Below are 25,813 nucleotides of genomic sequence, written 5' to 3' on the forward strand. Positions count from 1 at the left end.
CGATCCTCACGAGTCCGGGAACAGAGCTCCGATAACGAGCGGTGCTCTCCAATCGACGTGCCGATGCCTGGCGGCGAGAGCCGACGGCGCGCGGCGTCGATCCGGAGACGCCCGCGCACGACAGGAGCCGATCATGAAATTTCTGCACCATCGCTTCATTTCTCCGAGAATGCCAGTCGCCGGCGCAGCAGCGACGCGCTTCCGACGCGTGTTCTCGACGGTCCTCGTCTCCGCGCTGCTCGGATCCTCGGCCCTGCTCGCGGGCTGCTCCGACGGCGGCGGGGCGCCGGCAAGCACGGACGCCGGCAGCGGCGCCGGAGGCGGCGGCGCCCAGAGCGGCGCGGGCGGAGACGAAAGCGGCGGCGGCGGCGGCGAAGACGCCGGCAGCGGCGGTGGCGGAGGCAGCCCGTCGGGCGAGTGCACCGGTGACGCCACGCTCGAGGCCAACACCGACCCCGATGATCCCCTGCAGCAGGGCGCGGACCGCCTGGCGAGCGACGACAAGTTCCCCGCCGTCCTGGTGGCCGTCCGTGATCTCGACGGGCGCACGCGTCACTACACCGCCGGTGTCGCCGATCTGGAGACCCAGGCGAAGGTGCCTGTCGACGGGCAGGTGCGCATCGGGAGCAACAGCAAGCCCTTCACCGCCGTGGTCGTCCTGCAGCTCGTGGGAGAGGGCAAGGTCGACCTCGACGCGCCGATCGAGACGTACCTGCCGGATCTCGTCCGCGGCGAAGGCATCGACGGCCGCGAGATCACCGTGCGGCAGCTGCTGCAGCACACAAGCGGGCTGCCCGATTTCGTCGGGCTGCTCCTGGGCGAAGACGTCTTCAAGGCCCTGCACACCTACGTCCAGCCCCGCGCGTTGATCGACCTGGCGCTGACGCTGCCGGGGAAGACCCCCGGCACCGAATGGGCGTACAGCAACACAAACTACATCCTCGCCGGCTTGCTCGTCGAGCACGTCACCGGCCGCCCGCTGAACGAGGAGATCACGACCCGGGTCATCGAGCGCATCGGGCTGCGCCACACCTATGTGCCCGACGCAGGCGAGCAGGGCATCCGGGGGTGCCATCCAAGGGGCTATCACGCGCCGCTTGGCGAGCTGCTGCGCGACGTCACCGAGCTGGACCCGTCGATCGCAGGGGCCTCCGGCAACATGATCTCCACCCCGAGCGACATGAACCGTTTCTTCACCGCCCTGCTCGGCGGCGAGCTCCTCGAGCCGGCGCAGCTCGAGGAGATGCGCGCCACCGTCGACGCTTCCAGCATGTGGCCCGGCAACGAGTACGGTCTCGGCCTGAGCAGCAGCCCGCTGAGCTGCGGCGGCCTCGTCTGGGGCCATGGCGGCGACATCTTCGGCTACGAGACAAGCGGCGGCGTCACCGAGGACGGCCGCGCCGTCACCGTCGCGGTCACGGCGCTGCCCTCCGCCCTGCCCAGCGTGCAAACCATCGAGCAGGTTTACGCCGCCTACGAGAACGTCCTCGCCCTCGTCGACGCCGCGCTGTGCGAGTGAGCCCCGGGCGCACCGTCGCGCCGGTGGGCACGAGAGCCGTGCTGGCAGCAGCCACAGCCGCGCTTCGAAGAGAAAATCGTCTCGATGCATGAACGAACCTCGCGAGTCCGGGAACAGAGTCACGAACACGAACGGAGCTCTCCAACCGACGCAGTGATCCCGCCGGCGCGAGCCGGCGGCGCGCGGCGGTGACCCGAGGGCGCCCGCACACGACCAGGAGCCGATCATGAATTCCCTGCACCCTCCCTTCACTTCTCCGAGAACGCATGTTGCCGGCGCAGCTACGATGCGCTTGCGAAGCGTCCTCTCGATGGTCCTTGTCTCGCTGCTCGGCTCCTCGGCCCTGCTCGCGGGCTGCTCCGACGGCGGCGGGGCGCCGGCGAGCACCGAGGCCGGCAGCGGCGGCGGGGATGGCGGCAGCGGCGGCGAAGACGCCGGCAGCGGCGGCGGGGATGGCGGCAGCGGCGGCGAGGACGCCGGCAGCGGCGGCGGCGGCGGCGGCGGCGACGCCGGCAGCGCCGGCAGCGGCGGCGGCGACCCGTGGGGCGAGTGCACCGACGAGTCCACGAACGGCGCCAACACCGACCCGGACGACCCCGTGCAGCAGGCCGTGGATCGCCTGGGCGACGGCAAGTACCCCGCCGTCCTGGCCACCGTCCGTGACGTCGACGGGAAACTCCGTCACTACGCCGCCGGTGTCCGCGATCTGGAGACCCAGGCGAAGGTGCCTGTCGACGGCCTTGTGCGTATCGGCAGCAACAGCAAGACGTTCACCGCCGTGGTCGTCCTGCAGCTCGTCGGCGAGGGCAAGGTCGACCTCGACGCGCCGGTCGAGACGTACCTGCCGGACCTGGTCCGCGGCGAGGGCATCGACGGCCGCGAGATCACGGTGCGGCAGCTGCTACAGCACACAAGCGGGCTGGCCGACTACGACGACGTGCTCCTCGCCGGCGGCGTCTTCCCGGTGCAGCACACCTACCTGGATCCCTACGCTCTGCTCGACATGGGGCTGTCGCAGCCGGGGAAGGCCCCCGGCACCGAATGGGCGTACAGCAACACAAACTACGTCCTCGCCGGCCTGATCATCGAGAAGGTCACCGGCCGCCCGCTGAACGAGGAGATCACGAAGCGGGTCATCGAGCGCATCGGGCTGCGCAGCACCTATCTCCCCGGCGTCGGCGAGCAGAGCATGAAAGGGTGCCATCTCAAGGGCTACCACACGGACGTGCCCCTCGAACCGCTGCAGGACATCACCGAGCTGGACACGTCCTGGGGATGGGCCGCAGGACAGGTGATCGGGAGCCCGAGCGACCTCAACCGCTTCTATCTCGCCCTCTTCGGCGGCGAGCTCCTCGAGCCGGCGCAGCTCGAGGAGCTGCGCACCACCGTCGACGCCGCCATGTGGCCCGGCGCCCGGTACGGCCTCGGCGTGGTCAGCACCCCGCTCAGCTGCGGCGGCCTCGTCTGGGGACACGGCGGCGACATCCCCGGCTACCATACCCGCGGCGGTGTCACCGACGACGGCCGCGCCATCACCGTCGCCGTCACGGTGCTGCCGTACTTCCTGTACGGCGAAGAGGCCGCCGATCAGGCCTACCTCGACATCCTCGCCCTCGTCGACACCGCCCTTTGCGAGTGAGCCCGCGGGGGCGCTCCTGCGCCTCTCCGGCGGCGGGGAGCGCGCGGACCGCGCCGCGCCTCAGGTCCTTCGAGACGCGCGCGGCGCGATGACATACCCCTTGCGTCCCAGCGCGTGCCGGAACCCGGCCTCCAGGTCCCGGTGCGTGGTGAGGTTGCCGAGATCGAGGCCGAGGTCGATCACGGTGCGGGCGATGCTGGGCGAGGCGCCGACGACGCTGCACTCGGCCCCGAGGAGCCCCGCGGCGCGCGTGGCCTGGATCAGGTGGTTCGCCACCGCGGTGTCGACCGAGGTGACGCCGGTGATATCGATGATGACGAACTCGGCATGGTGCCGCTCGATCGCGCCGACGAGCGACTCCATGAGCTGAGCGCCGCGGGAGCTATCCATCTGGCCGACGAGCGGAACGACGAGGATGCCCGGGTGGATGGGGATGCTCGGCGTCGAGAGCTCCTGGATGAGATCGAGCAGCCGCCGCTGGGTCTCGAGGAGGATCTCCTCGTGGCGCTTGGCGTCCTCCATCTTCTTGCGCTCGGTGACGTCCTCGCCGAGCCCGAGGAGATAGCGACCCTTGCCCTTCGAGTCCTTCATGGGGATCCACCGGGAGTGGCAGATGCGCTCCCCGAAGCGCGCCGAGGGCACGCGGAGCTCGGGGATCTCGACCGGCACGCCCCCCGCCAGGACGGCGCGGCTCTCGGCGTCGATCTTGTCGGCCACCTCCTGCGGCAAGTAGTCAGCGATGCGCTTGCCGATCAGGTCCTCTCGCGCGTGGCCATGAAACTCCTCGAACTTCTTGTTCACCCGCACGTAGCGGAGCTCCGCTTCTTCCTTGACAAAGAGCATGAGCGGGAGGTTCTCGACGATGCCGTCGAGGAGGATGCGCGTGCGCTCGAGCGACTCCTCCGTCGCCCGGCGCTCGGTGATGTCGTCGTAGATCACGGCGAGGCCCCGATCTCCCACGGGAAACGACCAGGTCGTGATGACGCGCGAGCCCGCCTCCGGGGGGAGGACCACCTCGTCCTCGGCGGTGCGGCCGCTGCGGATCAGCTCCGCCAGGCGCTGAGGAATGCCGAACTGACGCAGGCTGGGCGCGCTCTCGTCCACGGTCCGGCCGAGGATCTCCGCCATGGGCCTGGTGGCGAGCCGCGCGGAGGCCGGGTTCATGTAGACGTAGCGAAGCGACCGGTCATCTGCGGGGATCTCGAGGGAGAGGAACGTGCAGCCGAGCTGCATCGTCTCGATCACCTGCGCGCAGCGGCGCTGGTGCTCCCGCGCGCGGCGCTCGTCCCGATCGATGAAGCGGAGCAGCGCGCCGCGGCCCCCGCCGATCGTGCAGGAGAGCCCGCGGAGCGCCCAGCGCGGCGCGCCGGAGCCCTCGCCCGGGAGGTCGCTCTCGCCCCGGTCGCTCTCGCCCGAGAGCAGCGCCTGGAGCCAGGCGAGGTCGACGGCCGCGGGCGCCGGCGGCAAGAGCACGCGATCGCCCTCCGGCGACAGCGGCAGCATCGGCGCCCCGGGCCCCGCGAGGAGCCGCTCGAGCTGCTCGTTCTTGCACCGGACGGCGCCGCGCGCGTCGATGACGAGCGCGGGGTCGTCCAGGGTCTCGACGAGCAACCGCGGATCGAGCCACACCCTCTCTTCTTTGTCTTCAGCTGCCGTATTCACGAACCCACCCCGGTGAGCCTTCCGCGTGAGCCGATCGCGGCCCGCTGTCCTGGAGGGTCACACCGAGGGCATCATCGCTCCGTTCGTGAATTTCTGCACTCCCTGGCGAGCATCTCCGCCGAAAAGACGGAGCGGGCGTCGCGTCCGGCGCCGCCGTCACCACCTCCGCTGGCGCCGAGGTCGGCAGGAGCGCGCCGCCGACCGACATGGTTGTCTGTGGGGGCCACGACGAGCGGCACGACGTGCGGTTTATCCCAGATTCGAGCTCATCGCTCCCGGGCCACGCCCCCTCCGGTCGCGCCGCCGGAGCCCCAGGGACGCCGCGAGCAGCGCTGTCAGCGCGAGGGCATTCCCGGACGGAGCGCGGCTCGCCGAGCGGCAGCTACAGCCGGCTGGGTCGCTCGATTCCCCGCCGGAGGTCCCCCCAGACGTCTGCGCGGGCGGCGCTGAGCCTGAGGAAGCCCCACCCGTACCCACCGTGGACCCTCCGCCGGAGCCGGAGCCGGAGCCGGAGCCGGCGCCGGCGCCACCGCCACCGCCGCTGCCGCTGACGGCGCCACCGCCGCTGGTGCTTCCAACCGTGCCAGCCCCGCCGGCTCCCCCGCCCCCGATGGGCGAGAATTGCCAGGAGTTCACGTTGAAGAGGTACGACTCGCCACCGGTGAAGACCAGATAAAGATCGTGCACGCCGGTGGCGCCGTCGACCCCACACGACGTATCACTCCATGCCTGCCAGCCCCCCGTCGCTTCGACCGCGCAGGTACCCACGAGCGTGCCGTCGGGCGCATCCAGGTGGAGCTCGATGCTGCCTCCCTCCGCGGCGCTCGCGACGCGCGCGCTGAAGCTCTCCGCCCCTTCGCCGAAGTCGACCCCACGGAGACGCACCCAGTCTCCGTCGTGGATGCTGGCGACGTCCATCCCGCCCTCCTCGCAGGGCTCGGTCTCGATGCCGCTCTGTGCGTTGAAGGTCTCGGCCTCGACGCGCGCGTACGGGTCGAGGTGCCCGACCTGCTTGAGCCCGTCCGTCGTGTAGGTCACTGGCACGATCGAGCCGTCGGCTTTGTAGGTGAGCGACTCGAGCGCGAGGTTCCGGCGGTAGCCTGTGGGCTCTCCGGCGTCGGTGGCGACGGAGCGATTGTGGTAGGCGTGGTACCAGGAGCCGCCAAACTCGAAGATCGCCGCGTGGTTGTTGTCGCCGTTGTTCTTCGGCGGCTGCACCCCCACCGTGCCACCGTACGTGAAGCCGGACGTGGGGCTCTTGCTCGTGAGGTAATCGATCCGTATGCCGTTGGCGGGGTTCGTCGAGTACGACAGATAGTAGACGCCGTCGCGCTTGTGCATCCAGGAGGCCTCGAAGAAGTACGGGACCGTGAGCCCGATGGCCGTGCCCGAGACGCTCACCATGTCGTCGTTCAGCCTGATGATGCGCGCGTTCTGCTCGCCGTTGCCGCCGAAGTAGAGGTACGCTTGGCCGTCGTCGTCGACGAAGACGCCCGGATCGAAGAGCCACATGTTGGGGCCCGAGGCGCCGGGGGTGCTCGACGTGATCAGGGCGCTGCCCCTCGGGTCCTTGAACGGTCCGGTCGGGCTGGCGCTCGAGGCGACGCCGATATTCGACCCGCCATTGCCGAAGTACATGTAGATGGTGCCGTTGCGCTCCGTGAGCGCCGGGGCCCAGGAGAGGTTCGCCCAGGAGGCGTCACGGGGCATGCGCATCACTTCCCCGTGATCGGTCCAGTTCTTCAGGTCGCTGCTCGAGACGGCCACGATCGAAGCCATCTTGTAGCCGTCGTCCGAACCGTCCTCCTTGACGCTGTCGTCGTCGTTCGAGCAGTAGAGGTAGAGGCGCCCGTCGTGCACCAGCGAGGCCGGGTCGGCGAGGTAGCGGTGCGAGGCGATGGGGTAATCCGCCAGCGCGGAAGGGCTCGCGAAGAGCCCGGCCAGGACGAGCGCGCCCCCGCGCCATGCCGCTGTCGACAATTTTCGTGAGGAATGCATGTTCACCTGATCGCTCGGGGTCCGGAGCGAAATCGCGAGAGCTCGCGCGGTCTCAAGACAAAACGGAAGGACGCCCTCCCGGGTCAAATGTGAACGTTCACATGTCGGGTGTCAACTGCAATCAGCCGGCCAGCGCCACCCGCGCGCGGGCGGGCGGCGCACCCGGTCCCGGGCCGGCGCTCAGCCCTGCTTGCGCGGCGCCTTGAGCGACAGCTTGAGCAGCACGTCGTCGCGGATCAGGTCGTCCTGCTTGCCCGGATAGACGATCCCGAAATCCTTCCGGTTGATCACGAACTCGGCGTTGCCCGACACCGCGTCGGCGCCCTCGGCGATGGTGGCGGGGAAGGTGATGGTCTTCTTCACCCCGTGCAGATCGAGCTCGCCGGTGATCGTGTGCGTCGCGCCGTTCTCGCCGCCGGCCTTGATCTGGCTCGAGGTGAAGGTCGCCTTCGGGAACTTCTCGACATCGAAGAAGTCCGGCGACTTGAGGTGGCCGTCGAGCTTCTCCGCGTCGGACTTCACCGACGCCGTGTCGGCCTCGATGCTGAGCTTGCCACCCTCGGCCTTGCCGCCGGCGAGCGTGATCGAGCCCGAGATCTTCTCGAACTTGCCCTCGTGCTTGCCGGTGACCTTCGAGCCGACGAAGCCGATGGTGGACGCGGCCGCGTCGAGGGGCAGCGCCTCGGCGGGGCCGGTGGGCGCGGCCGCCTGCGCCTGCGCCGGCGCGGCGGCCGAGACGGTCGCCTTGGGCTTGTCCTTCGTCGGATCCTCGCAGCCCGCGAGCGAGAGCGCGAGGGCGGCGGGGAGCACGAGGCGAGCAATACGGGACGTGATCATGAGAGACATTCTCCTTGTCGGTCAGCCAAACTGCACAGAACGCTTCGTGAACGTGCCATAGGCGAGCCCCGTGATGGGGAACTCCACCGGCTCGCTCACGTCGATCGACGCCCCGAGGGCGGCGACCACCGGTACGAAATGCTCGTGCGTCGGGAGCGCCATCTTCACCCCCGGCGCGCGCCTGCGGTAATCGAGCAGCGCGTCGACGTCCCGGCGCGCCAGCACCTCGGCGCACCACGCGTCGAACTCCGTGGCCCAGGGCTGCGTGACCGCATCGCCGCGCCAGTCTGCCGCGCGCAGATTATGAGTCAAGAAACCGCTGCCGATCACGAGCACCCCCTCGTCGCGCAGCGGCGCGAGCGCTCGCCCCATCTCGAGGAGCGGGGCTGGAGAAAGGGTCGGCAGCGAGACCTGGAGCACGGGGATGTCCGCGTCCGGGACCATGGCGACGAGCGGCACATAGGCCCCGTGATCGAGGCCCCGGCGCGGATCCTCCGCGACCGGCCCGAGGGGGCCGAGCAGCTCCCGGACGCGCCGCGCGAGCGCGGGGGCGCCCGGCGCGGGGTAGGTCACGCGGTAGTATTTCTCGGGGAAATTATAGAAGTCGTACACGAGGGGCACGGTCTCGGTGGCGCCGAGGGTGACCGGCGCGTCGACCCAGTGGGCCGAGAGCATGAGGATCGCCCGCGGGCGCGGCATCGCCTGCGCCCAGGCGGCGAGCTCGGCCACCCACGCGCGATCGTCGAGCAGGAAGGGAGAGCCGTGCGCGAGGAAGATGGCCGGCATGCGCCCCGCGTGAGCCTGGTTCCGGGTCTCGGACATGGTACCTCTCTCGGTCGCGCCCGACGTCGACGTGGCGCCCGATGTCGAAGCCGAGCTCGATGTCCCCGGCGTCGAGGACCGGCACGCGCCCGCGATGGGCGCGGCCCCGCCCGCGACAAGTAGGAGCCTCAAAGCAGCCCGGCGATCCATGGGCTCACCCTAGGACGTTTCCAGGAATGGTACAATGTCCCCACAATGAAACGCCAGGTTGTCAAAAAGGAAACCATCGACGCGGATCTGCTCGATCTGCGGGCCTTTTGCCTGGTCGTCGATCTCGGGTCGATCACGGCGGCCGCGAGGACGCTGGGGGAGACCAAGGGCAGCGTCAGCCGCCGCATCACCCGCCTGGAGCACGCGCTCGGGGTGGAGCTGCTCCGGCGCAGCCCGCGGCTCGTGCAGGCGACCGAGGACGGCCTCGCCTACCGGATGCGGGTGGGCCGGGCGCTCGAGCTGCTGGAGGACGCGAACGCGGCGGTGCAGCAGGCGCGCGCCAGTCCGAGCGGGCACCTCCGGGTGACGGCGCCGTTCGATCTCGGGCTGAGCCTCCTGGCGCCGCTCTCGGCGGGCTTCGCCGAGCGCTACCCCGAGATCTCGCTGGAGATGCTCCTCACGGAGGCCCTCCTCGACTTCGACGCCCACCAGATCGACGTGGCGTTGCGCGCGACAGCGAGCCTCCCGGACTCGTCGCTCATCGCCCACAGGCTCCAGCACATCGAGCTCGGGCTGTTCGCGGCGCCGGCCTACCTTCGCAAGCACGGGCCCGTGCGCACGCCCGAGGACCTCGCGGGGCATCGGCTGCTCCTCGCCCAGACCGCGCGCGGGCACGCGACGATCGCGCTGCAGCCGCGCCCGGGTGCGCGCGGCGAGCGCGCCGAGCTCCGGGTGCGCGCGGCGATCGCGGCGTCCGATTACTCTTTCTGCCGCGAGGTCGCGCTGGCCGGGGCCGGGATCGCGCTCGTCCCCGCGGTCAACGTGCGGGGCGACCTCGAGGCGAAGCGGCTCGTCCCCGTGCTCGAGGACCACGCGACCGACGGCGGCGCCCCCCTCTACCTCGTGCACCCGGGGACGCGCTTCCTGCCGTCGAAGACCCGCGCCTTCCGCGACTACCTGCTCGACGCCTTCGGCGTCCAGGGGCGGCGCGAGGCCTCCGCCACAGCGCGATAGCGGGCCGGCCCCTCCTCGCTCCAGGCCGGAGGGAGAGCGCGCCTCCCGGCCTCCCGGACGCGGGCCGTGCTCGCGTCCGAGCAGCGGATCACCACCGACTGTTGCTGGGGAAGCAATGCATCCGCAGATCCGCCGCCGGGCGCCGCGCGGCGGTGGGCGCGGGCCCAGGGACGGTCGCCGCCGGAGGGCGACCCGCACGGCGGCATGGGTGTTGCTGCGCAGGTCGCGTACCGAGGTCCATCTGCGCACGTTCATCGACAGCAAAGGCTTTCTTCTGGTGCTCGCCGCCGCGCTGCTCGCCCTGTCCGGGTGCAAGCGCGAGCGCGGCGCGAGCGCCGGTCCACGGCTCGCCCTGGACGCCCCCATCCCGGCCGAGTTCCCGCGCGAGACGCGGCTCAGCATCGGTGATCCGAGCGCGCAGAAGCAACTCCAGCTCTCCGGCGACATCGACAGGCTGCCGTTCCGCGTCGACTGGCAGAACATCAGCGGCGGGCCGCAGACCATCGAGGCGTTCCGCGCCGGCGTCCTCGACGCGGGCTCGGTCGGCGACACGCCGCCCATTCACGCCACCTTCACCGGGGTCGACATCAAGATCATCGCCGTGCTGGTGCGGGAAAATCCCATCTACGAGCTGGCGACGGCGCCGGGCGTGCGGCTCGCGTCGGTCCAGGACCTCCGCGGAAAGAAGATCGCCTATTCGCCGGGGCAGGCGCAGGGCGCGCTCGTCCTGCGCGCGCTGAGGAAGGCCGGGCTGTCGCCGCAGGACGTCACCCTCGTCCAGCTCGGCAGCCCCGAGTTCAGAGAGGCGCTCGCCGGCCGACAGGTCGACGTCGCGCCGCTGTCCGGCGTCACCCTGCTGCGCTACCTCAACGAGTACCGCGCCGACGGCGCCTCGTCGATCTCGCACGGGGTCCGCGACAACCTCAGCTTCCTTCACGTGCGCACCGAGGCGCTCCAGGACGCCCACAAGGCGGCGGCGCTGTTCGAATACGCCAGGTGGCGCGCCAGGGCCCAGCTGTGGGCCCACGCGCACCCGGAGCCGTGGATCGAGGCGTATTATGTCAAGGACCAGGGCCTCACCGCCGCGGAGGGGCGCTTCCTCGTCGAGAGCACGAGCAAGCCGCAGTATCCGGGCGACTGGACCGACACGATCGCGCTGACCCAGGAGACCGTCGACCTGCTCGCCGAGGCCTCCGGTCAGAAGCGCTTCGAGGCCACGACGATCTTCGACCGCCGATTCCAGACGATCGGGGCGGAGGTGGCCAGCGCCGCCCAGGGCGCCGAACCGACCGACCGGCCGGCGACGGCCGACAGGAGCACTCCATGACGACCACACTGCCCACGAGGGCCATCTCGCCGCGCGTCGCCACGCGAGCCGCCTCGCTGCGCGTCGCCGGCGGCCCGGATCTCACCGCGACCGCAGATATCCGCGGCTCGCTCGTCGGCGCGCTCGCGCGCCCGGCAGGCGGCCCTGTCGCCCGCCGCCGCGCGCGGCGCCGCCTCGGCCCCGGCCGGCGCATCCCGTACGGCGCGGCGCTCGGCCCGGCGCTGCTGCTCGTCGCCTGGGGCCTCGCCTCGGCGACCGGCGTGCTCGACGCGCGCGTGCTGTCCGCGCCGTGGACCGTGGTGACCACGGCCAGCGACCTGATCGCCGACGGGCGGCTGCTGTCCAACCTGCTCACGTCGGCGCAGCGGGCCTTCCTCGGGCTCGCCCTCGGCGTCGGCCTGGGCACCGTCCTGGCCCTGCTCTCCGGGCTGACCCGCGTCGGCGAGGCGCTCGTGGACGGGCCGGTGCAGCTCAAGCGCGCCATCCCGACGCTCGCGCTCATCCCGCTGCTGATCCTCTGGTTCGGCATCGGCGAGGAGATGAAGGTGCTCACCATCGCCCTCGGCGTCGTCATCCCGGTCTACGTCCACACCCACGCCGCGCTGCGCACCATCGACGCGCGCTACGTGGAGCTGGCCGAGACGGTCCGCCTCTCCAGGTGGCAGTTCGTCCAGAAGGTGGCCTTGCCGGGGGCGCTGCCGGGCTTCCTCATGGGCGTCCGGCTGGCGGTCACCGGCGCGTGGCTCGCGCTCGTGGTGGTCGAGCAGATCAACGCCACGAGCGGCATCGGCTACATGATGTCGCTGGCCCGCTCTTACGGTCAGACCGAGATCATCCTCCTCGGCCTCGTCGTGTATGGCCTGTTCGGCCTGGCCTCCGACGCGGCCGTCCGGCTCATCGAGAGAAGGACCCTGTCATGGCGCCGTATCCTGGCCGGCTGACCGCGCCCCAGCCCACGGTGCGGATCCGCGGCCTGACCCGCCGCTTCGGCGCCCGCACGGTCCTCGACGACGTCGACCTCACGATCCAGCGGGGCGAGTTCGTCGCGCTGCTCGGCCGCAGCGGCTCGGGCAAGAGCACCCTGCTGCGGGCGATCGCCGAGCTCGACTACGACGTGACCGGCTCGGGCGAGCTGCACATGCCGCAAAATCGCGCGGTCGTGTTCCAGGACACGCGGCTCCTGCCGTGGGCGCGGGTGCTCGACAACGTGATCCTGGGGCTCGACCTGCCCGACGCCGTGGCGCGCGGCGAGGCCGCGCTCGCCGAGGTCGGGCTCGCCGGGCGGGAGCGCGCGTGGCCCGTCGAGCTGTCCGGCGGCGAGCAGCAGCGGGTCGCGCTGGCGCGGTCGCTCGTGCGCGACCCGGAGCTCGTGCTGGCCGACGAGCCGTTCGGCGCGCTCGACGCGCTGACCCGGATGCGCATGCACGATCTCCTGCGCGAGCTGTGCGCGCGGCACCGCCCCGCCGTGCTGCTCGTCACCCACGACGTCGACGAGGCGATCACGCTCGCCGACCGGGTGCTCGTGCTCGTCGACGGCCGCATCGCCGAGGAGCAGCGGATCGAGCTGCCGGCCCCGCGCCCGCTCCGCGACCCCCGATTCCTCGCTCACCGCGAGTCGCTGCTGGCCGCGCTGGGCGTGGCGACGGCAGCGGCCTCCACCGAAGACACCGACTCGAGCTCTGAACTGGAAGGAAGTGCCCCGTGACCCATCGGCCCGGACGACTGCATCTCAACGCGTTTCTCATGAGCGTAGGCCACCATGAGGCCTCGTGGCGCTTGCCGGAGAGCGACCCGTTCGCGAACACGAGCCTCGCGCATTTCAAGCACCTCGCCCGCGTCGCGGAGCGGGGCAAGCTCGACTCCCTCTTCCTCGCCGACAGCCCGGTGCTCTGGAACAACGTCGGCCGCAGGCCGGCCGGGACGCTCGAGCCGACGGTGCTGCTCGCGGCGCTGGCGGGCGTGACCGAGCACGTCGGGCTGATCGCCACCGCCTCGACCACGTACAATGAGCCGTTCAACCTGGCCCGGAGGTTCGCGTCGCTGGATCACCTCAGCGGGGGGCGGGCCGGGTGGAACATCGTCACGACCGCCGGCGTGGACGCGGCGCGCAACTTCAACCTGGACGAGCTGCCGGCGCACAGCGACAGGTATGCGCGGGCGGCCGAGTTCATCGATGTGTCGCTGAAGCTGTGGGACAGCTGGGACGACGGCGCGCTGCTCGGCGACAAGGAGAACGGCGTCTGGGGCGACGACGGGAAGATCTATCCGGCGCAGCACGCGGGCCGGTATTTCAAGGTCGGCGGCGCGCTCAACGTGCCGCGCCCGCCGCAGGGCTATCCGCTGCTCGTGCAGGCCGGCTCGTCGGAGGACGGCAAGGAGCTGGCGGCGCGGTACGCCGAGGCGGTGTTCACGGCGCAGCAGACGCTGGAGGACGGGCAGCAGTTCTATACCGATCTGAAGGCGCGCGTCCGGGCGCTGGGCCGCGACCCGGAGTCGATCAAGATCCTGCCGGGCATCGTGCCCGTGATCGGCGCCACCGAGGCCGAGGCGCACGCGCTCGACGCCGAGCTCGACCGGCTCATCAAGCCGGAGTACGCGAAGCGCCAGCTCGCGCAGACGCTGCGCGTGAAGCCGGAGGACCTCGACCTCGACGCCGAGCTGCCAGGGGATCTCCCGAGCGAGGATCAGATCGAGGGGGCCAAGAGCCGTTACACGCTGATCGTGACCCTGGCCCGGCGGGAGCGGCTGACGGTGCGCCAGCTCATCGGCCGGCTCGGCGGCGGCCGCGGGCACCGGACGTTCGCCGGCACGCCCGAGCAGGTGGCGGACGCGATCCAGCACTGGTGGGACCAGGGCGCGGCCGACGGCTTCAACATCATGCCGCCGGTGCTGCCGTCGGGGCTCGAGGCGTTCGTCGACCACGTGGTGCCGATCCTGCAGCGTCGTGGTCTGTTCCGGACCGAATACGAGGGCAAGACGCTGCGCGACAACTACGGGCTGTCGCGGCCGGTGAACCGCAACCACGGTCAGGAGCTCGTCGAGGCGGCAGAGTGAGCGGCGCACCCGCCGCGCGGCGACAGCGGCGCTCGACGCGTTCCTGAGGACGAGCTGCCGTTACCTGGCGGCGGTCGCGCCGGTCTCGGCGAGCCACGCCTCGACGTCCTCGGCGAGCTCGCGCGGGGCGTTCACCGAGGTCACGTGGACAGACTCATGGAGTAGAAGGCGAAAGCTCATGTCGGGGGGTCGTCGTGATCGTGCGACGTCCGGCGGCGCACCGTTCCGTGAATTCCGCGCGAAATCGATCGATCCAGGCGCGTGTTCATGTAGCGTCCGCGCGACATGCGTACTCCTTTTCTGACATGGATCGCCATCACACTGTTCTCCCTGGCCACCGCCGCCTGCGGGGATGATGCTGCCAATGAACAGCCCTCCGAGGCCACTGGCGGTGCCGGTGGCACGGGCGGCGGCGGCGCGGGCGGCGGTTCCGGCGGCACCGGCGGCACTGGCGGCACCGGCGGCACTGGCGGCACTGGCGGTTCCGGCGGCACCGGCGGCACCGGCGGCACTGGCGGTTCCGACGGCACCGGCGGCGCCGACTCGCGCGACCTCCTCGAGCAACTCCAGGGCATCGACGGCCTCACCGCCGTCGAGCAGGACTCGAGCCTACCGGGATACCGCTACTTCGTGATGGAGCTCGATCAGCCCGCCGATCACGACCACCCCGAGGGCCTCCGGTTCCAGCAGCGCGTGACCTTGCACCACCGGGATCCCGCCGCGCCCGTGGTCCTCGTCACCGAGGGCTACCAGGTCCGCCCGGATTCCCAGTGGCTCGACGAGCCCGCCGAGCTGCTCGCCGCCAACCAGATCCGCGTCGAGCACCGCTTCTTCACCCCCTCCCGCCCGGAGCCCGCGGACTGGTCGCTGCTCACCATCGAGCAGGCCGCCGCGGACCTTCACCGCGTCATCGCGTCGATCCGGCCGCTCTACGAGGGCAAATGGATCTCCACCGGCGCGAGCAAGAGCGGCATGACCTCCGTCTACCATCGCCGCTTCTATCCCGCCGACGTCGACGGCACCGTGGCGTACGTGGCCCCGCACAGCGCCGGCACCGCCGACCCACGCTACGTCGATTTCGTGGCCGAGCGCGGCGATTCCGCGTGCCGGGAGGCCCTCCAGGGCTTCCAGCGCGAGGTGCTCCTGCGCCGCCCCGCCATGCTCGACCTCATGGAAGCCGAGGCCGCCAAGTTCGAGGTCACCTACGATCTCCTCGGCGCCGAGAGGGCCCTGGAGGTCGCCGTTGTCGAGTCGGTCTTCTCCCTCTGGCAATACAAGGACGCGAGCTTCTGCGAGCGCGTCCCGACCGCCGCGTCGGACGACGCCGCGGTCTGGGCGTTCCTCGACGAGGCGAACGCCCCCCGCCTCTGGTCCGACGCCGACCTCGACGGCATGGAGCCGTACTACTGGCAGGCTGCGGCGGAGCTGGGCTATCCGAGCTTCGCGGAGGCGCACATCGCGGATCTGCTCCTCTACCCCGGCGCGAACGCGCCCACCACGTTCATCGAGCCCGGGCCCGGCAAGACGTCGCTCTTCGATCCCGCGGCGATGCAGGACGTCTCCGGCTGGCTCACCACCGAGGGCGAGCGGTTCCTGTTCATCTACGGTGAAAACGATCCGTACACCGCGGCCGCCTTTGAGGTCGGGGGCGCCCGCGACTCCCACCGTCTCATCGTGCCGGGAGGGACCCACGGCGCCGTCCTCCTCGCGCTCGCGCCGGCCGACCAGGCGGTGGCCTTCGGCGCGCTGGAAGCCTGGACGGGCGTCACGCCGAGCGTCACCCCGAGCGGCCGCGCCCCGGCGGCGCTGCTGCTCCGGGGCCGGCGCTGGGTGGCGCGCGACTAGAGCACCGCAGCTAGAGCACCGCAGCAGCGCAGCGCGCCGCGTAGGCGGCGGGCGTGAACCCGACTTGTGCCTTGAAGTCGCGGATGAAGTGCGCCTGATCGTGATACCCGAGCTCGGCCGCCAGCGCCGCCCACGCGATGGACGCCCCCGACGCCACGCGCTCCGCGGCCTCCTGGACCCTGGATCGCCGGATGATCCACTTGGGCCCGACGCCGATGTACCGCTCGAACGCCCGGTGCAGGGTGCGGACCGAGACCCCCGCGACCCGCGCGAGATCCTCGGCGCGGTGGATGTCGCGATCTCCCTGCGCGCGGGCGGCGAGCGCCATGGCCTCGTCGAGCCCCCGATCCGAAGGAGCCCTGTGCGCTCGGAGGAGCGCCTCGATCGCGCGGACCGCGAGGAGGTCGTCCGGCTGATCGAGCACGTCGCGCTCCAGCGCGTTCGCCGCGTCACCGAAGATGTCCACGAGCGGGACGACGTGATCGACCAGCCGGCGCATCGGACAGCTCGCGAACGGAAAGAAGCCCCCCGGCTTGAACTTCGTGGCCACGACGCGCCCCGTCCCATCGAGCCGCGAGATCTCGCGCCGCGTCCCGAGCCCGTTCACGATCGACCCGTTCACCTGGATGGCCAGGTTGACGCAGGGGTGCGGCAAGATCTCCTGCTCGAACGGCGCGGGGAGCGACCAGCGGACGACCCAGTGCCAGTCGACGAGCGCGGCCAGATCGGACGCGGGCGCGTGGCGGCGCAGCTCGAAGCTCTTGAGCCCCGCCGCGGGGTTCAGGATGCCGAGGGTGCGGCCTTCGGGGGTGACGCTCGAGCTCATCGCGTGGCGCTCTTTTACAATACGCGGCCCGGCCCGGGCAGTAGGGTCCGGCCCGGAGGCACGACATGGCTGATTCGACGACGACCGCGCGGGGAAACCTCATCTTCTATCATTCACCGAACACGCGCGCGTCGGGCACGCGCATCCTTCTCGACGAGCTCGGCGCGCCGCACGAGCTGCGCGTCCTCAACATGAAGGCCGGCGAGCAGCGCAAGGCGCCCTACCTCGCGGTGAACCCGCTCGGGAAGGTCCCCGCCATCGCGCACGACGGCGCGCTGGTCACCGAGCAGGTCGCGATCTTCATCTACCTCGCCGACCTCTTCCCGGAGGCGGGCCTGGCCCCGGCCCTCCGCGATCCGCAGCGAGGCCCCTACCTCCGCTGGCTCGTCTACTACGGGTCGTGCTTCGAGCCGGCCATGATCGATCGCGCGATGAAGCGCGAGCCGGCGCCCCCGGGGATGTCGCCTTACAGCGACTACGACACGATGTTCGGCACGCTCGTGGAGGCGCTCCGAAAGGGCCCCTACCTGCTCGGCGAGCGGTTCTCCGCGGCCGACATCCTCTGGGGTACGGCGCTCCAGTGGATGACGACGTTCAAGCTCATCCCCGAGCTGCCGGAGATCACGGCCTATGTCGCGCGGATCTGCAGCCGGCCGTCGTTCGCGCGCGTCACGGCGGACGACGCGCAGCTCGCCGCGGCGCACGAAGCGGCGGTCGCGGCGGCGGCGCAAGCGAGCTGACGCGCTGACGCGCCGCCGCGGACGTCGGCTCACAGGTCCGGAGCAGGCCTGAGCCGGTGCTCACGCCGGCGGCGCGCGCCAGCTCGACGGCGCTGTAGCCGCGCGGGGCGGCGGGGGCGCGGGGATCAGGGGCATCGAGACATCCTGGCCAACAAACCAGATAAAAGTCGACTGAATCCAGAGAAAAAGCCTTCGTTTCTGGAACGAATCTGGCTGAATCCAGAGAATTGTCGCTAAAATCTGGCTAATTTGAAGCCAGATCTAGAGAATAATCTCAAATAACGAGATAATACTGAGCTGAATCCAGAGAATCCGCTCAAAAATCAAGCGAACCGGGCACGCCCCGGGCTCCTCCGGGGAGTCTGCGCGACCGCACTGCCGGGCTCTGGGGCTGGAACAGGCTTCATCCCGGTCCGGCGGGCTCAGCAGCCTCAGTCCCCGTTGCGCATTCGAGCAAGTCCTCGCGTACTCGCGCAGTCGCCTGCCGACAGCGTCGATGCCGGAGCCATCGATCGATCCCAGCCGCTTCGCCGTGTCCTGCTCGTTTTCACCCTCGTACAGCTGCATTTGCCGGTGGATCGCGCTTGAGCCGCGCCCGGCGCGCCGCGTGCAAGGTCACCCTGCATCACCCGGCATGCGACAGTCAGCATGCTCGGGTAGAGGGGAAGGAATCGAAAATGAAACAGCTGAGAATGATTGGCGCTCTGGTGACCACCGCGGTGGTTTCTGTCGCTCCGCTCGCTCGTGCGGCCAGCACGACGCCGATTCAGGACCTTACGCTCGTCGAGGAGACGAGTGTGCCCAGCTCGGCGGAGGCGAGCGCCAGCTGGCACGGGCATCATCACGGTCACCACGGCCATCACGGCCACCACGGCCATCATGGTCACCACGGTCATCACGGCTATTGGGGGTTCAGGGCCGACGTTTCTCCGCTGGCAGGGCTCCCGACTCCGGTCGTGAGCCTGACGGTGGATCAGCGCTGATGCTCTGACGGTTCATGGTGCCGCTGGCAGGTCGAGCGGACGCTCGGCCGCCAGCGGCGCCATGCCGCCAAGAAGGGTCGTCCGGTTGGGCAAGGTGCCGGCGCTGCGGGCACCGTGGGGGGAGCTGCATGAATGCAACAGCCATGGGCCGAAGACGCGCCATCCTTCTGCTCGCCGCGGCGGCGGCGCACCTCGTGGTGGTCTGTCTGGGCGCGCTGCACGTCCACATTGGAGACGAGGGCTGGGCGCGCCGGGCGGTGAAGGTTTACGGCCTGCTCTCCGGAGCGGACAGCGGGTACTCCTTCTTCGCTCCGGGGGTCGGGACGACGCTCTCCGCGAGCTTTCAGGTGAACGGCGCCGACGGGGAGATCGCCGCCGATGCCCTGGAGACGGGGGTGAGCCGTGAAGCGGATATCCGGGTCAGGAACATCATCGGGATGTTCTCGCTGGAGCAGGATGAGAGGGTGAGGCGCTCGCTCGTGGCTTCCTGGGCCGGCAAGGTGCTCGCCAGGCATCCAGGCGCCGATGGCGTCGTCGTCCAGCTCGATACGTTCGAGCTCCCCTCGATGGCGGAATACCGCGAGGGGAAGACCACAGGATGGACGCTGAATTACCGAGCGAAATTCGTGCATCACGCGAAGCTCCTGCGCGCGCAGCAGAGCAACGGGAGGGCGCCGTGAACGCGCGGTCGATGGCTGCTCCCCGGGCTGCGACGGAGCGCTGGCCTGCGCGAGCGTGGGCGGCCGTCGAGCGCTTCGCCTTCGCGCCTGCGTCTGCAGCGCCGCTCGCCGTGCTCCGGATCGGGCTCGCCTCCGTTCTGCTCATCCAGGCGGCGATGGTCGCTCCTGCGCTGTTCGATCTCTACGGGCGAGCGGGGATCCTGCAGACACCGCTCGTCGACGCGCTCGGAAGGCCGGGGTTTGTCCGGCTCAGCTGGCTGATAGACCGTCTCGCCCCGCTCGGGATCGGAGACGTGCCCATCCTCGTCGCCGTGGGCGCCTTCTATGTGCTCGCCCTCGTCGCGCTGCTCGCGGGATGGCGCGCGAGGGTGGCCGCGGCGGCTGCCTGGTCCTCCCACCTGATGCTGATGATGACGGCGGACAGCACGAATTATGGTGTAGACCAGTTCGCCAACATCTTCCTGTTCTACCTCATGTGGATGCCGGCGGGCGCGGCGCTGTCGCTCGATCGATGGCTCGGCCGCGCGCCCATCGGGCCCACGAGCATGGCGCGATTCTCCCTGCGCGTGGTGCAGATACACCTCTGCGTCGTCTACCTCGTGAGCGGGCTGGGAAAGGCGCTCGGCGAGCAATGGTGGAACGGCGATGCCATCTGGCGGACGCTCAACCTGCCGGATTATCGCCAGTACGACTTCACCTGGCTGGCCCACTATCCATGGCTCGCGGTGGGCGCAGGCTGGATGGTGCTGCTCGTCGAGACCGGCTACCCGGTCATGATCTGGCCGCGGCGCACCCGGCGGCTCTGGGTCGCGGCCACCGTGGGGCTCCACGTCGGCATCGCGGCCTTCATGGGGCTCGGTGTCTTCGGCGCCATCATGTCTGTGCTCACCCTCTCTGCCTTCGCGGTGCGGGCAGAACCTCGCGAATCCATGCCCTCCGAGGCGGCCGCACCGGGTCTGTCTTGGAGCGCCGAACAAAACCTGAGGTCTTGAGAGGCGCTCTTACTCGCTCTCCACGCAGATGGCATCGCCGAGCTGGCGAGAGTCGGTCGCGCGGATGTTGCAATCGTAACCCACACCGTCAATGGAGCCCCCTCCACCGATCCTCGCGATCCCCCAGTACCCGACGTGCATGCATATCTCCGCCGAGTAGGCGGAGGCGGTCGCGAAATCCACGTGCTCGAAGCCCTCCAGGCACTGCTCTCCGCCTCGCACCACCGCGAAGGTCGTCCCGTCAATGTCAAAGAGCTGGTAGTTGGGTTTGCAGAGCGTGTATTCCAGCACGCGGGTATCGCCCGTGTGCAGCTGGCAGTCGTTCCAGGGGCCACCTATCGAATCACCGTCTGCGATACGAAAGACCCCTGAATAGGGGAGCTCATCGCAGCGGTAGGAGAACGTCCAGAAGGCGTCGGATGCGTTCAACGGTGTGTACCCTGCGGGGCAACCTTCTCCTTCGTATATCCCGTACTCCAACGCCTGGGCTTGAGCGGGTGCGCTCAGCGAGACGCCTCCGGCGATGAGGCCGAAGATCAGGGCGCGCATGGACGTCGTGTGACAGATGTGGTTCATTTGTTCGCCAATGTGTTGTTATGATGAGTTATGGTTTCAAGCCAGGCGCGTGGTCGGGCGCAGGGGTTCACTCGCGTATCCTGGTCACGCCGCGAGATGGGCTGTGGGCTCCGCAGTCGAGAGCCCGCTCCGTGCTTCATCGGCCAGCGCGGAGGTATCATTCTCAAAAGCGGAAACGCTGTCAACCTCTAAACGAGCATGTTGTCTTCATGGATATCTATGGTTGAGATGGAAATGGCAATCTGGTCCCAGTCACCCGGTCAGTAGAACAGGCCTTGCCTTCAGTCGGGCTCTGGGATTCGCTCGTGGGTCCCAGCGCTCGGCGAGGCGCGCGCCGCTCGCGAGCCGCAGCGCCGGCGCGCGATCCACGCGCTGGAAGGACGCGCCCGGAGCACGGCGGCGGATCATCGAGGCCAGGCTCCATCCGCCGTGATGCCCTCTGCACCGGCGGGCCACGAGATGGGCCCGCCGCAGCCGGAGGTCCGGAGACAGGCGCATCCGGCCCGCCCGGCGACCGCGCCAGGATCACGTCCAGAGTATGCGGTGATACAGCGGGCGACGCCAGCCAGCGGGCTGGAACGGCGGCGTTCGAGAAGTGGAACAGTGCTATCGCCGCTGCGGGGGGTCGAGGTCCCCGCCCTGCTGGCAAGCCCCTGCCGGTGCTGGTGGCGCGGCGCGAGCTCGGGGCCGTCGCCGTCCACGTGGTCGAGCTCGGGCGCCTCGCCGTCGCGCTGGGGTCGCGGCGCGGGGGTGGCGGGTGACCACGATAGGCTATCCTGGGCGGGATGACGGTCCAGGAGCTCCACGTCGCTGGGTATCGCTCGATCCGCGAGCTGACCCTCCCCCTCGCGCAGGTCAATGTCATCGTCGGGCCGAACGGCGTCGGCAAGACGAACCTCTATCGCACCATGGTGCTGCTCGGGTCCGCGGCGAGCGGGAGCTTTGCGCGCACCCTGGCCGAGGAGGGGGGGATGCCATCGGTGCTCTGGGCCGGCCAGCGCAGCAAAGGTCCGGTGCGGATGACGCTGCGGGTGCGGCTGGATCAGCTCGTCTACGAGCTTCAGTGCGGGCTGACGCCGCCGCCAGCAGGGCCGTTCGCGCTGGACCCGGACATCAAGGAAGAGACCCTCTGGCTGCTCGACAAGCGCCGCCGCCTGCCGATGCTGGAGCGGGCCGCGGGCTCGGCCTTCGCGCGGGACGTGGACGGCCACCGCGTGACCTTTCCCTTCTCGCTCTGGGGCTCGGAGTCGGTGCTGGCGCAGGTGGTGGAGCCGCACCGGTTTCCGTTGCTCTCGGCGGTGCGGCAAAAGCTGATGAACTTCCGGTTCTATCACCACTTCCGCACCGACCCCGGCGCGCCGTTGCGGGTCGAGCAGGTCGGGGTGCGGACGCCGGTGCTCAGCACCGATGGCCATGATCTCGCCGCGGCGCTGGCGACGATCATCGATATCGGCGACAGGGGCGCCTTGCAGGATGCCGTCTCCAGCGCGTTCCCTGGCGCGTCGCTCGAGGTCTCCTCGACGCAGGGGCGCTTCCGCGTCGAGCTCGGGTTGCCAGGGATGTCGCGGCCGCTCGACGCCCGCGAGTTCTCGGACGGCACGGCGCGCTATCTCTGCCTCCTGGCAGCGCTGCTGAGCCCGAGGCCTCCGCAGCTGCTGGCGCTGAACGAGCCGGAGACGAGCCTGCATCCGGATCTGCTCGGGCCGCTCGGGGATCTGCTCGTGCACGCGGCATCCCGGAGTCAGCTGTGGATCACGACGCACTCCCGCCCGCTGGCAGAGCGGATCCGGAAGGCGACGCCCTGCCGGCTCATCGAGCTTGACAAGAAAGGTGGAGAGACGGCGCTGGCGCGCGGCGCGGCGGAGGAGGAGGATGAATGACGTCCGTCCCCGCGTGAGCTTTGCGAGCGGAGCCGGCGCGGGGGAGGCGAACGGGAAGCGAAGGGGAGGTGAGCTTGGCGCGGCCGCGCAGGTCGAGGGCGACGTCGGGCGCTCGTGACTGGAGAGCAGGCACGCCGCTGGATCGAGCGTTTCTTCGCCTGGTTCAACGACAAGGGCAGCGGACGCCGGGCCGCGTGGGGTAGACTGCGCCCGTGGCTCGACCCGGCAAGCGCCCCACGGATGATCTGCTGACACCGACGCTGCAGGACGCCGGCGAGGGGCAGGCAGCGCCGGGGAAGCGGCCGTTCCGGCTCCAGTCCCAGATCTGGATCGGGGTGCTCGGCGGCGTGGTCCCCGTGTTCCTCCTCGGCATGATCAACGCCGGGCGCCTGCGGCTGCCGGCCGAGCAGCGGCGGCGAATGCTGCTCCTCGGCCTCGCGGCCCTGGCCGCCATCCTGGCCCTCTGGAGCTGGGCGCAGTTCTCCGCGTACGGCCAGGCGTCGGCCGACGCGCCGGGCTTCCGCCGCGGGATCCGGCTCGCCAACCAGATACTCGGCGTGCTGCTTTACCTCGCCTACAGCCGCCTTCAGCAGGTCGCCGACCGGCGCTTCCAGTTCGCCGGCGGAAAGCACGCCTCCCTCTGGATCCCCGGCATCGCCGTCCTCCTCGCCGGCTTCGCGCTACAGTTCGCCGTGCTCGCGGGGCTCGCCGCGCTCCCCGCCGGAGTGCGGCCGTGAGCGACGCCGAGCAGGCCGCCGCGCTGGCGCGCCACTACCTCCACGTCGACAAGCCGCGGCGCGCGCTCGAGACGCTCGAGCGGATCGCGGATCCCGATCTCGAGGACCCCGAGCTCTGGGCGCTGCGCGCCGCCGCGCTCCACGCGCTCGGCCAGGCCGCCGAGGCCGCGCGCGCCGCCCGCGAGGGCCTCGCGCGCGCGCCGGAGTCGCCCCACCTGCTCTACCTGCTCTGCGACTGCGAGGCGCAGCTCGGCGACGCCGCGGCGGCGGAGCGGGCCATTCTGAGCTGCCTGCGCGTCGCGCCGGAGAGCGCCCCCGCGCTCTGCCGCTATGCCTTGCTCGTCGCCAAGGAGGGCCAGGTGGACAAGGCGGCGCGGCTCGTCGAGGAGGCGGCGCGCATCGATCCCGAGGCGGGCGGCGTCGCGCGCGCCCGGATGATCGTGGCTTACCTGCAGGGCAAGGACGAGGAGCTCGCCCGGCACGGCAAGGCGCGCCTCGCCGCCGATCCCGACGACGCGCTCACCCACCACTTGCTCGGCCAGGCCATGCTCGAGGGCGGCCGGGTCGAGGAGGCCGGCCGCCACCTCCGGACCGCGGCGCGCCTCGACCCGGGCGACCAAGACCTCGCCGGCGCCGCGCGCGAGGCCCGCTTCGCCTCGCATCGGCTGATGAGGCCCCTCTGGCCGATGCGGCGCTTCGGGGCCATCCCGCTGTGGATCGCGGCGATGGTGGTCCTCTACGGGCTACGGGCGACGGGGAACCGGGTCGCCGCGGGCCTCTTCGGCTTCGCCTACATCGCTTACTGCCTTTACAGCTGGATCATGCCGCCGCTCCTGCGGCGCTGGATGGGTCTATCGCGATGAGCTCGGACCGGATCACCGCGCTGGAAAAGGCGCTCGAGGTCGCCCCCGACAACCACCCGCTCCGGCTCCTGCTCGCCGAGATGCTCCAGGGCGCGGGCCGCCCCGCGGACGCGGCGCGGCAGTACGAGGCGCTGCTCGACGCGGGCGAGCTGCCGCGCGAGTCGCTGCTCGACGCCGCGAGGCTCTCGATCGAGGCCGGCAGCCTGCAGGCCGCGGCGCGCTGCCTCGACGCCGCGCGCAAGGCCGGGCTCGTGGAGGGGATCCCCGAGACGCAGGCGCGGCTCGACGCGAAGCTCGACCAGAAGGGCGTGCTCCGGCTCGTGCACTCGAGCGGCCGCGCCGCCGCCGCGGCGGGCGCCGAGGGGCGCAAGCAGGACCGACGAAAGCTCGGCGAGGAGGCGCGGACCACCTTCGCGGAGATCGGCGGCCTCGAGGAGGTGAAGAAGGCGGTGCACCGCGCCATCATCCTGCCGCTGCAGCGCCCCGACCTCTACGCGAAATACGGGCGCAAGGCGGGAGGGGGCATTCTCCTGTATGGCCCGCCCGGCTGCGGCAAGACGCTGCTGGCGCGCGCGACCGCGGGCGAGTGCGATCTGCCCTTCTTCAATGTGCGCATCGAGGACATCCTCGACCCCTACGTGGGCGTGAGCGAGCGCAACCTCCACGACGCCTTCGAGGAGGCGCGCGCCCACGCGCCCGGCGTGCTGTTCCTCGACGAGCTCGATGCGCTCGCCTTCGCCCGCCGCAAGCACCACGGCAGCGCGGGGCGCCCCCTCGTGGATCAGCTCCTCCAGGAGCTCGACTCCATCGGTTCGGAGAACAAGGGGCTGCTCGTGCTCGGCGCCACCAACGCGCCCTGGGACGTCGACGACGCGCTCAAGCGGCCCGGGCGCTTCGATCGCCTTGTGTTCGTCCCGCCCCCCGACGAGGCGGCGCGCTGCAGCGTCCTGGAGATCGCCCTCGCGGGCCGGCCTGCGGAGCGGCTGGATCTGAAGAAGCTCGCGCGGATGACGCCGCTCTTCAGCGGGGCCGACCTGCGCGCGCTGGTGGAGCAGGCGTTCGACCGGGTGATCGAGGAGGCGCTCGACACCGGCACGGAGCCGCCGCTCACGATGAAGCACGTGGAGGCGGTGCTCGCGGCGCAGCGCCCCACCACGCTGGAGTGGCTGGCGCGCGCCCGGAATTACGTGGAGTTCGCCAACCAGAGCGAGCAGTACAAGGACGTGGCCCTGTTCCTGAAGTCCCGCGAGGCCAAGGCCTGGAAGGACTGAGCGCCCGCGCCGCCCGCCGGCGCTCATGCGCGCGAAGGAGATGCTCGTCGCCGGCGTGAGGCCGCGCGACATCGCCCCGCAGGTCGGCCTCTACGACCAGAGCCAGCTCAACCGGCACTTCCGGCGCATCGTCGGCACGACGCCAGGCCAGTACGCGCGCGGCGTCTAGAGCGGGGCTGTATCCAGCTTGGCTGAGCGCCGGGCTAGAGGGCACCCCGACCCGCATTGGCTCCCGTTCGGAGGAGGACGACAGCTGATCCCGAGGGCGACGGCGCCAGGCGGGGGAGCGGCTGCGGGGGCGAGGTGAACGCCCGCAGGCCTTGGTCGGGGTCGTCGGTGTCACCTGGCGGGGCGCGGAACAGCCGCGAAGGTCGAGGGATGTATCGGGCGCTGGTGAC

At 70.6% G+C, this 25,813-nt stretch carries 23 protein-coding genes; 17 read left to right on the forward strand and 6 right to left on the reverse strand.

Features of this window, described 5'->3' with window-relative positions; all coding sequences use genetic code 11:
- Positions 1–208 precede the first annotated feature (208 nt).
- Both WME75_RS00925 and WME75_RS00930 read left to right on the forward strand, forming a co-directional pair.
- On the forward strand, positions 209–1,519 hold the full coding sequence (locus WME75_RS00925) for a serine hydrolase domain-containing protein (RefSeq protein ID WP_437485453.1): 1,311 nt from the start codon (positions 209–211) through the stop codon (positions 1,517–1,519).
- Positions 1,520–1,805: 286 nt separating this feature from the next.
- Positions 1,806–3,158 carry a serine hydrolase domain-containing protein gene (locus tag WME75_RS00930; protein WP_437485455.1) on the forward strand — a complete coding sequence of 451 codons (1,353 nt, stop codon included), beginning with the start codon at positions 1,806–1,808 and terminating at the stop codon, positions 3,156–3,158.
- A gap of 60 nt (positions 3,159–3,218) precedes the next feature.
- On the opposite strand, the gene WME75_RS00935 is transcribed toward WME75_RS00930, so the two are convergent.
- From WME75_RS00935 to WME75_RS00950, 4 genes are all read right to left on the reverse strand, one after another.
- On the reverse strand, positions 3,219–4,787 hold the full coding sequence (locus WME75_RS00935) for a PAS domain-containing protein (protein WP_437485457.1): 1,569 nt from the start codon (positions 4,785–4,787) through the stop codon (positions 3,219–3,221).
- A 282-nt stretch (positions 4,788–5,069) separates the two neighbouring features.
- Positions 5,070–6,800, reverse strand: a complete 1,731-nt coding sequence (locus tag WME75_RS00940) for a glycoside hydrolase family 43 protein (RefSeq protein ID WP_437485459.1) — start codon at positions 6,798–6,800, stop codon at positions 5,070–5,072.
- 198 nt (positions 6,801–6,998) lie between these two features.
- The gene (locus WME75_RS00945) at positions 6,999–7,655 is read right to left on the reverse strand and encodes a YceI family protein (protein ID WP_437485461.1); all 657 of its coding nucleotides are present in this window, start codon (positions 7,653–7,655) and stop codon (positions 6,999–7,001) included.
- Between the two features lie 21 nt (positions 7,656–7,676).
- A complete protein-coding gene (locus tag WME75_RS00950; RefSeq protein ID WP_437485463.1) occupies positions 7,677–8,477 on the reverse strand; it encodes a dioxygenase family protein in 801 nt (266 codons plus the stop codon).
- A gap of 195 nt (positions 8,478–8,672) precedes the next feature.
- Here WME75_RS00950 and WME75_RS00955 point away from each other — a divergent pair, with 195 nt between their 5' ends.
- The 6 genes from WME75_RS00955 (at position 8,673) to WME75_RS00980 (ending at position 15,867) form a co-directional block, all read left to right on the forward strand.
- Positions 8,673–9,641, forward strand: coding sequence for a LysR family transcriptional regulator (locus WME75_RS00955; protein ID WP_437485465.1), 969 nt, complete (start codon positions 8,673–8,675; stop codon positions 9,639–9,641).
- Positions 9,642–9,849: 208 nt separating this feature from the next.
- Positions 9,850–10,968 carry an ABC transporter substrate-binding protein gene (locus WME75_RS00960; protein ID WP_437485467.1) on the forward strand — a complete coding sequence of 373 codons (1,119 nt, stop codon included), beginning with the start codon at positions 9,850–9,852 and terminating at the stop codon, positions 10,966–10,968.
- Complete coding sequence (locus tag WME75_RS00965; protein WP_437485469.1) at positions 10,965–11,909, forward strand: ABC transporter permease; 945 nt, start codon at positions 10,965–10,967, stop codon at positions 11,907–11,909. The genes WME75_RS00960 and WME75_RS00965 overlap by 4 nt, the downstream gene beginning before the upstream one ends.
- The gene (locus WME75_RS00970) at positions 11,885–12,673 is read left to right on the forward strand and encodes an ABC transporter ATP-binding protein (RefSeq protein WP_437485471.1); all 789 of its coding nucleotides are present in this window, start codon (positions 11,885–11,887) and stop codon (positions 12,671–12,673) included. Before WME75_RS00965 ends, WME75_RS00970 begins: the two co-directional genes overlap by 25 nt.
- Positions 12,670–14,022, forward strand: coding sequence for an LLM class flavin-dependent oxidoreductase (locus tag WME75_RS00975; RefSeq protein ID WP_437485473.1), 1,353 nt, complete (start codon positions 12,670–12,672; stop codon positions 14,020–14,022). The genes WME75_RS00970 and WME75_RS00975 overlap by 4 nt, the downstream gene beginning before the upstream one ends.
- Before the next feature lie 285 nt (positions 14,023–14,307).
- Entirely contained in the window at positions 14,308–15,867 is a 1,560-nt protein-coding gene (locus WME75_RS00980; RefSeq protein WP_437485475.1) for a S28 family serine protease, read from the forward strand.
- 10 nt (positions 15,868–15,877) lie between these two features.
- Here the strand turns inward: WME75_RS00980 and WME75_RS00985 are convergent, their stop codons facing one another.
- Positions 15,878–16,693 carry an AraC family transcriptional regulator gene (locus WME75_RS00985; protein WP_437485477.1) on the reverse strand — a complete coding sequence of 272 codons (816 nt, stop codon included), beginning with the start codon at positions 16,691–16,693 and terminating at the stop codon, positions 15,878–15,880.
- A 65-nt stretch (positions 16,694–16,758) separates the two neighbouring features.
- Between WME75_RS00985 and WME75_RS00990 the strand changes: the two genes are divergently transcribed.
- The 4 genes from WME75_RS00990 (at position 16,759) to WME75_RS01005 (ending at position 20,088) form a co-directional block, all read left to right on the forward strand.
- Entirely contained in the window at positions 16,759–17,433 is a 675-nt protein-coding gene (locus WME75_RS00990) for a glutathione S-transferase family protein (protein WP_437485479.1), read from the forward strand.
- 677 nt (positions 17,434–18,110) lie between these two features.
- Positions 18,111–18,416, forward strand: a complete 306-nt coding sequence (locus WME75_RS00995; RefSeq protein WP_437485481.1) for a hypothetical protein — start codon at positions 18,111–18,113, stop codon at positions 18,414–18,416.
- Between the two features lie 143 nt (positions 18,417–18,559).
- Positions 18,560–19,096 (forward strand): hypothetical protein, encoded by a 537-nt coding sequence (locus WME75_RS01000; protein WP_437485483.1) that lies wholly within the window; start codon positions 18,560–18,562, stop codon positions 19,094–19,096.
- A gap of 11 nt (positions 19,097–19,107) precedes the next feature.
- Positions 19,108–20,088 carry an HTTM domain-containing protein gene (locus WME75_RS01005; RefSeq protein WP_437485485.1) on the forward strand — a complete coding sequence of 327 codons (981 nt, stop codon included), beginning with the start codon at positions 19,108–19,110 and terminating at the stop codon, positions 20,086–20,088.
- A 9-nt stretch (positions 20,089–20,097) separates the two neighbouring features.
- On the opposite strand, the gene WME75_RS01010 is transcribed toward WME75_RS01005, so the two are convergent.
- On the reverse strand, positions 20,098–20,517 hold the full coding sequence (locus WME75_RS01010; RefSeq protein WP_437485487.1) for a hypothetical protein: 420 nt from the start codon (positions 20,515–20,517) through the stop codon (positions 20,098–20,100).
- A gap of 932 nt (positions 20,518–21,449) precedes the next feature.
- On the opposite strand from WME75_RS01010, the gene WME75_RS01015 reads away from it, so the two are divergent.
- The 5 genes from WME75_RS01015 (at position 21,450) to WME75_RS01035 (ending at position 25,584) form a co-directional block, all read left to right on the forward strand.
- On the forward strand, positions 21,450–22,544 hold the full coding sequence (locus WME75_RS01015; protein WP_437485489.1) for an AAA family ATPase: 1,095 nt from the start codon (positions 21,450–21,452) through the stop codon (positions 22,542–22,544).
- A 212-nt stretch (positions 22,545–22,756) separates the two neighbouring features.
- Positions 22,757–23,281, forward strand: a complete 525-nt coding sequence (locus WME75_RS01020) for a hypothetical protein (RefSeq protein ID WP_437485491.1) — start codon at positions 22,757–22,759, stop codon at positions 23,279–23,281.
- Positions 23,278–24,144 (forward strand): tetratricopeptide repeat protein, encoded by an 867-nt coding sequence (locus WME75_RS01025; RefSeq protein ID WP_437485493.1) that lies wholly within the window; start codon positions 23,278–23,280, stop codon positions 24,142–24,144. Before WME75_RS01020 ends, WME75_RS01025 begins: the two co-directional genes overlap by 4 nt.
- Positions 24,141–25,415 carry an AAA family ATPase gene (locus WME75_RS01030; RefSeq protein WP_437485495.1) on the forward strand — a complete coding sequence of 425 codons (1,275 nt, stop codon included), beginning with the start codon at positions 24,141–24,143 and terminating at the stop codon, positions 25,413–25,415. Before WME75_RS01025 ends, WME75_RS01030 begins: the two co-directional genes overlap by 4 nt.
- Before the next feature lie 25 nt (positions 25,416–25,440).
- Positions 25,441–25,584, forward strand: a complete 144-nt coding sequence (locus WME75_RS01035; protein ID WP_437485497.1) for a helix-turn-helix domain-containing protein — start codon at positions 25,441–25,443, stop codon at positions 25,582–25,584.
- The last annotated feature ends 229 nt before the right edge of the window (positions 25,585–25,813 follow it).

It is taken from the genome of Sorangium sp. So ce1014, from assembly GCF_051521505.1.
GTDB lineage: Bacteria > Myxococcota_A > Polyangia > Polyangiales > Polyangiaceae > Sorangium.